The sequence below is a fragment of the Candidatus Protochlamydia sp. W-9 genome (assembly GCF_001950615.1).
GTDB classification, from domain to species: domain Bacteria; phylum Chlamydiota; class Chlamydiia; order Chlamydiales; family Parachlamydiaceae; genus Protochlamydia; species Protochlamydia amoebophila.
In genome coordinates, this window is record NZ_BCPZ01000064.1 from 1 (window position 1) to 7,165 (window position 7,165).

The 7,165-nt window shown below is 30.1% G+C and carries 6 protein-coding genes and 2 pseudogenes; 2 read left to right on the forward strand and 6 right to left on the reverse strand.

Going from position 1 to position 7,165, the window contains the following annotated elements:
* Window positions 1–245: 245 nt before the first annotated feature.
* From BU804_RS01845 to BU804_RS01865, 5 genes are read right to left on the reverse strand one after another with little or no spacing between them, the layout of a single operon-like run.
* Window positions 246–509, reverse strand: a complete 264-nt coding sequence (locus BU804_RS01845) for an acyl carrier protein (protein ID WP_075882756.1) — start codon at window positions 507–509, stop codon at window positions 246–248.
* Between the two features lie 17 nt (window positions 510–526).
* Window positions 527–1,330 carry an ABC transporter permease gene (locus BU804_RS01850; RefSeq protein ID WP_075882757.1) on the reverse strand — a complete coding sequence of 268 codons (804 nt, stop codon included), beginning with the start codon at window positions 1,328–1,330 and terminating at the stop codon, window positions 527–529.
* Window positions 1,311–2,120 carry an ABC transporter permease gene (locus tag BU804_RS01855; protein ID WP_075882758.1) on the reverse strand — a complete coding sequence of 270 codons (810 nt, stop codon included), beginning with the start codon at window positions 2,118–2,120 and terminating at the stop codon, window positions 1,311–1,313. The genes BU804_RS01850 and BU804_RS01855 overlap by 20 nt, the downstream gene beginning before the upstream one ends.
* On the reverse strand, window positions 2,107–3,060 hold the full coding sequence (locus BU804_RS01860) for an ABC transporter ATP-binding protein (protein ID WP_075882759.1): 954 nt from the start codon (window positions 3,058–3,060) through the stop codon (window positions 2,107–2,109). Before BU804_RS01860 ends, BU804_RS01855 begins: the two co-directional genes overlap by 14 nt.
* A 34-nt stretch (window positions 3,061–3,094) precedes the next feature.
* Window positions 3,095–3,781 carry a PIG-L family deacetylase gene (locus tag BU804_RS01865; protein WP_075882760.1) on the reverse strand — a complete coding sequence of 229 codons (687 nt, stop codon included), beginning with the start codon at window positions 3,779–3,781 and terminating at the stop codon, window positions 3,095–3,097.
* Window positions 3,782–4,031: 250 nt separating this feature from the next.
* On the opposite strand from BU804_RS01865, the pseudogene BU804_RS11080 reads away from it, so the two are divergent.
* Window positions 4,032–4,752, forward strand: a pseudogene (locus BU804_RS11080) (IS1 family transposase).
* A 29-nt stretch (window positions 4,753–4,781) separates the two neighbouring features.
* On the opposite strand, the gene BU804_RS01880 reads toward BU804_RS11080, so the two are convergent.
* Window positions 4,782–6,215 carry a thioester reductase domain-containing protein gene (locus BU804_RS01880; RefSeq protein ID WP_075882761.1) on the reverse strand — a complete coding sequence of 478 codons (1,434 nt, stop codon included), beginning with the start codon at window positions 6,213–6,215 and terminating at the stop codon, window positions 4,782–4,784.
* A 529-nt stretch (window positions 6,216–6,744) separates the two neighbouring features.
* Between BU804_RS01880 and BU804_RS01885 the strand changes: the two are divergent.
* Window positions 6,745–7,047 (forward strand): annotated as a pseudogene (locus BU804_RS01885) (transposase); the annotation flags it as partial.
* Between the last annotated feature and the right edge of the window lie 118 nt (window positions 7,048–7,165).

Consider the following 7,165-nt stretch of genomic DNA (forward strand, 5'->3'; position numbering starts at 1 on the left):
ATCAGAATCATTGAAAAGAAAATTTTCGAGATAAGGGTTTTTTAAAAGATACTCTTCTATATCTACTATTATTTGCATAATTAATTTTTTTTAAGAGATTCTAATTAGCTATATTTAGTTAAATTTATCGCCTTCAAATTTTAATTTTTTATTTTTCTAAAAATTTTTTACCTAGAAATTTATAGAAATTAATTTACTTTAAGCAAATTTGGGACAAATTCATGTATTTTCGTTAGCTTTTAAACTTAGCTTTTCTTGCATAATAAATTCGAAAACGTATCTGCCATATACTCGATATTATCGATTAATTTAAAATTTAAAATATCATCTGTGATTTCAATATTAAATAAATTTTCCATATCGATTAAAACTTCTAGTGAATTCATTGAATCAATTCCCAAATAACTTATTAAGCCGCCATTTAAAGGTAATTGAGAAATATCTACTTTATCTCCATATCCTTTTGCGAAATATTGACGAATCTCTTGTATTAACTGTTCTTTTTCCATAAACTTTTCTCCTATTTTTAATAACTCGCACTTTCATATTTTCTTAATCCTAAATGCCAAACAATCTTATTGCCAATATAAAATGGTACAATAGCAAAAAAGAAAAGGAAGATATTTAGCCAGTTTCTCTCGCCAGTCAAAAATTCAACAGGAACATTGGCGATTAAGAAAAAAGGCAAAATCCAATAAAAAATATTTCTTAAAATGCTAGGATAGATAAATGCTGGCCTAGCACCCAAATCCATTATCCATGCTAAAGCATCTCGTAACTCGTCAACCCGTCCAAACCAAAAAGCAAATGACATCAATAAAAGCAAAAGATTGGAAAGAAAAATTAACCCAAATAGTATGGCAATAAAATAATTTGCGAGTGAAGAAAACGATATTGAACTTGTGGGGAAGAAATAATAGACAAGACCAATACCAAATAAAGCATTAAGAATATTTCCATAGTCCATTTCTTGCAGTGCTAAGGCTGCTCGAGGAGAAATAGGCAGAATGAGGTAATCATCTAAGTCGCCATCTAAAATAATTTTTGGGAAACGTGAGATACTATGAAATGCAAGACCAATGTAAAGCGACTCTACAATCATATAAGTTCCAGCAAGTAACATTGCATGAGTTTTATCCCAAGTACCTATAGCCCCTAACCTATCAAAAACTACATCATAAAAATAAAAAAGAACTAAAGATCCAGCGAGATTAATAATTAATCCAATTAAAAAATTAATCCTATAATTTAAATTTTTAATAAGATTTAATTTTGCATAGCAAAAATAAAGTTTTAAGTAGATAAGTATTCTATGCACCGAATGCTTCATATTTTTTTATTCCTAACTTCCAAACAACTTGATTTAAAACATAAAATACTAATACCCAAGCGATTAACAAGAAAAAATTCCACCAACTAGCAATTTCAGGATTTAAAAAAACTTTCGCAGGCGTATAGCCTAGAAATTGAAAAGGCAACCAATCAAAACTGGTTTGGAGTGATTTAGGCAAAATTTCAAATGGAAACCAAAGGCCTGCTAAGATGCGAAAAATAATTTCTTTCACTATAAAAAGAAAATCACTTTTTTCGAACCAAAAAGCTAATAAACCTATTGAAAAATCAATAAAAAAGTGAATAGTAAGGCCACCTATTATGTAAAATAAAAGATAGCCTGATCCAAGGAAAGAAATGTGCAAATCAATATTACTTGTTAACTGTAAAAGAAAGAATCCGGCAATTATTGGAATAATATTATTAACTAAAAAGGAAATACGATCCCCTAGTAGCTTCCAATAAATAAAATTCATAAATTCGTAAGGAAGCACAAGATATTGGCTTATTTCTCCTTCTCGTATTTGATCAGATACCATGACATTGTTTGGTATTAATAACTCGTAGATCAAATTAGCAACAAATAAGTAAGAAAAAAACTCGCCAAAATTATACGAAGCAATTTCAGAATTATTCGAAAAAGCTGCCATCCAAAAAAAAAATTGTGCAGCAAGAGAAATTGAAAGAACGATCAATCTCATAAAAAATGAGGATCTATAAACGTAGCTATTACCAATAGAAATTGCAACAATTGTCAAAGGCTTATTGAAATTATTAAAAATTTTCATAATGACCCTTGACCATAGCTTCTAATGAAACAGGTTTTATTTCAAATTGACCATCAAAATCTTTGTTGAAATGGTTAATTATTTCATTATGTGTAAGCATAATTTCAATAAATTCCATATTTTCATCAATAATATTTGACTTATACTGTTTTTTATAATTTTCTAAATTTTCGGAACGAATTCTAACAATTTTATAATCTTTATATTTAATTTGAATATTGCTTAAAGATTCATCAAGTATTAGTTCTCCATCTTTGATGATAATTATCCTTTTGCAAAGATCAATAATGTCTTCAAAATAGTGACTAGTTAAAATGATTGTTGCTTGATTAATCGTTTGATAATTTATTAGAAATTTCCTGATTTTTTGACGAGAAATAAAATCTAAACCAATTGTAGGTTCATCTAAAAATATGAGCTTAGGATTGTGAAGGAGCGACATAATAATTTCTAATTTCATACGCTCGCCTAAAGACAAATTTCTCACTGGCACATCTAACAGATTTTCTACATCAAGCATGTTAGAAAGCTCTTTGACCCTTTTCTTAAATAAACTATCGTCTATTTCGTAAATAACTTTATTAATGAGAAAACTGTCTATGGCAGGAATATCCCACCACAGATTGTTTTTTCGAGCGGTTATAAAAGCAATATTTTTTAAAAACTCAGGTTTTCTATCATAGGGAATAAAACCATTTACTAAAATCTCTCCCTTTGTAGGATGTAAAATACCTGATAGCATTTTCAATGTTGTGGTTTTTCCAGCACCATTAGGTCCAATAAAACCTACAAATTCACCTTTGTTAATATAAAAACTAATTTTTTTTACAGCAAATACAGTTTCATAATCTCTTTTGAATAAGGATTTAAAAGTATTTATTAGCCCAGAGCGTCGTTTGAAAATTGTATAATTTTTGCTTACATCTTTTATTTCGATCATAATTTCCTTTTTCAAACCACAAATTATAAATTTTTTATATTACTCTTTTGTAAGTTTTGAGAGCTTCTGCATAAAGACATCGTGATTCTATTCCTCGATAACGAGCCCAACTTTTTATTCCATCAGCAGATAAATAATTTCCTTTTTCTCTTATTTGGCTTGGAAAACAGGTGTGGAGGTAATTAAGTTTTAATGTCATTTCTTCTTCAGTCAAATTTATATATAAATCAGGTCTGAAATCAGTATGGGGGCCAAGTGAATGCACATATGTTGGATTCTCCATAATATACATCTCTTTAGGACAAAACCTTGAAGTTGGCCTTGTTGCTGCAATAACAGCTTCATATACAATAGTGTGATCATGATGAAATGAAGGCCCTTGAAAAATCAATTGATCTGGCTTGACAGTATCAATAACATCTTCAACTGAAGATACAATCAATTTCTTTGATACCTGATCCAGTTGAGCATCTGAATCAATTGGAAGGTCTTTGCTCTTCCCACGATGCCAAATACCGTTAAAATGTTTTACATAACTATCATATTCCGCTAGCCGTTGTTTTTTAGTAACAAGATCGCAATGAGACATCCGAATGTCAGAACAAGTTAATAAAAAGAAATGATATTCAAAATTTTCGCGATTTTTTTCTAGGAAGCCGGCAATACTTATAAAAGAATCGTCACTATGTGCTTCCACAATTAAAAGTTTTTTTTTAGCCATAAATTTGTACTATATATTTGAAAAATATTCAAAATTTATCTTTAACAAGTAAATTTGTCAATTTAAATATTTAAATCTTAGAAAAACTTAAGAAAGGCTAGCTGTATTAACGACTTAAAGATTATCATTAATTTAATGACATAATAATAAATATTTGGGTATTGCTAAACAGGTAAGGCTATTCCAATAAATATATCTAATTTGATATATTGATTGTTCTAATTCAAACGGGGAAGAGCAATAAGATTGTATATATTGCGGATCAGATTTGGTAAAGAAGAATGATGATACAAGACAGGAAAAGCAAAATTTTTGCTGTTTAGAGAATTGCACACAGTGAAGCGAAAACAATGAAGCTAAAATCATTAACGAATAGATAAAGGAACTTATCACAAAAGCTCTTTGAGAAAGAATGTCTCTTAATGGAATTTGTAGAATTTTTGATTTAAAGATGCCATGGCTGGTAAATTTTATTAATTTCATTATCAATGATTTGCCTGAGGATTTAAATGCACAAGTTACTTGTCATGAGAAAAATGAGTTGGGAGTGCCTAAAATTAAAGGAGATGAGCAATGTAGCTTGGTAGAGAATAAGAAAAATGATCAGTGGTTATGGCTCGTCTTCCATAAAAAAAGTCGCCAAGTGCTTGTTATGCAAGTGGGTCCTCGATATAAAAAACCGCTGAGCTTTTTTTTGCAAATCTACCTGAATCATTAAAAAAAAGCCCCCTATTTCTGATAAATTTAATGTCTATTATGAAACCATTCTTTTGAGCCAACATCAACCAATTGGCAAACAATCTGGTCAGACACAAGCTACATTGAAAGATTTAATTGTACTTTTAAGACAAAGGTGTGCAAGACTTGTAAGGAAAACACTTTCATTTTCTAAAAAGCTAACTAATCTCAGTGGGATAATAAAATATTTTATTTGTGATTCTAATAGACAATTGAGAGCCTTACCTATTTAGCATTACTAATATTTGGTTAACAATTAGTGTTATTTTGTTGGTTTATCAATGAATCCACATTTATGGAAATACTGAAAGTATATTTTTAGTAAGTTATCATCAATGATAGGATAAGTAACGTGCATTGATTTGAAAATTTTAAATGAATTTTCATCGTGGTAATTTTCAATAGTATATTCCATTTGAGAATTAGCTTGGAAAGAGTCGGGTTCATTTACATAAAGACACGCTAGGTGAAAAAGGGCATTGTTTTTTGTTATTTTAGAAAGGTGTTTACCACTCCATTCTGCTTCAGGGATAACTTTTATTTTATAACCATAATGTTTAAGCCATTCGATAAATTGAAGCCATGACAATCTATTTCTATTCACAATATTAAATATTTTATTTCTAGAATTAGAACAAAGTGACGCTTTTGCAATGCAAACACTAACAAGATCGACAGGCATAATGTTTAACTCGATAGGCCAGTCTGGCGCAACACCCATTTGTATGCATCCTTTAATCAAGCTTAATAAATGGTTCTTTTCATAAGAGCAAACACCATCTTTACTTCTCCCAGTGATATTACAAGGCCTAAATATAGTAACAGGAAGTCCCTGTTTGTAAGCTGCAGTTAATAACTTCTCTGATACCCATTTTGTTTGGGAATATCCGTCAATTTCGTAACAAAAATTGTTATTTGGAAATTCTTCTAATACCAAACCTTCTTTATCTCTTTCTAAAGCTGCTACAACTGAGGACACATAGTTAAATATCTTTTTTTTATTCAGCATAGCTAATTTGATAAGTTCACAAGTACTAAGTACATTTGTTGAACGCAATGTTTGATAGTCATAAATATGATGAACAGAGGCACCTAGATGATAGATTGCATCTATTTCATATGATAAAATTTCAAATTGCTTTTCATTGAGCCCTAAAAAAGGCTTACTTAAATCTCCGAGAAGGGGAACAATTTGTTTTGTTTCAAACAAATTATCAAGTTTAAACTTAATAATACTATTTTTTAAAGACACTTCTGCTTCTAAAATATTACTAGCACGCACCAAAACAAGAATTTTAGCCTTTGTTAATTCGCATAGATTTTTAATAAGATGAGACCCAAGAAAACCGCTTCCCCCCGTTACTAGTACTGTTTTAAGTTTATTAGGTGCGGTTTGTTCGATTACTGAACTTGGAAACCAAAATCCCGTGTTTTCTAAATCTTTTTTTATAAGCTCTTGTGACATCTTCAAAAATTGCAAGTCACCTTCAAAAAATTTTGCTAGGTTTCTAATGGTGGGTCTTTTTAACATATCTTCAATAGTTATATTCAAATTGCATCTATTTATTATTTTTTGAATAGCGCGATTCATAAGCACTGACTCTTGCTCAAATAAATTGAGATTTTGCAAATTATTTTCAAGAGAGAAGTCATATGTAGTTCTTTCGCTTTTATCATTTTCATATTCATTAACCATAGCTTGTCTCCAAATAGTTCCTGCTTAACATATCATTTTTTAACTTTTTGCACTTTTTTATTGAATCCAAAGCAATTAAATAAGAGAAAAGCTAGTCAAGACTACAACAAAAGTAATTATAAATTTTTTTGAAGAAAGAAAAAATAAAAAATTTTTAAATTTCGAACATGTATTTTAAAGAACAAACGCTCTCTTCAAATAGATTTGAATAATTTCTATTAAATTCATACATATATTGATTTTTTTATTTTGCAGGGATGAAATATCTACTTCTTATGAAATCTTTCCTTCGGTAATCTTAAAATAAAGTTACCCCTCTTTTAAGCAAATATGACCAGATTTTAGCTACAGACAAATTTTAGCGAAACGTAAATTGGATAGAAAGTGAGTGAACACAGATGAATGTTTTTATACTATGACCTTGCCCCTTAAAAATCATCCAAGAAGAAATAGAGGTTCGTGTTAAAATAAATACATTTTAGGAAACGAACCAATGAAAAAAAGATTTTCAGAAGAACACATCATTTAAATACTCAAAGAAGTAGAAGCAGGCTCAGCAGTAGCTGAAGTTTGTCGTAAATATAGCATAGCTCCCGCTACTTATTACTCATGGAAAGCCAAATTTGGCGGAATGAGTGTATCTGAGGCACAAAGATTAAAAGCTCTAGAAGAAGAAAACAGGAAATTAAAAAGGCTTGTAGCTGATTATGCTCTTGATAATGTGGCTTTGAAGGATCTTTTGTCAAAAAAGTGGTAGGCCCGCAGGCTAAGAGAAAGGCTATGAATGATCTAACCATCCGCCATGGCATAAGTCAAAGGAGAGCTTGTCGTTTACTTGCTTTCGATAGGTCTGTTGGGCGCTATAAGCATAAAATGAAGAATGATACAGAAGTAAAGGATAAAATGATTTCGATAGCTCATGAAAGAAGAAGGTTTGGGTATCGAAGAAT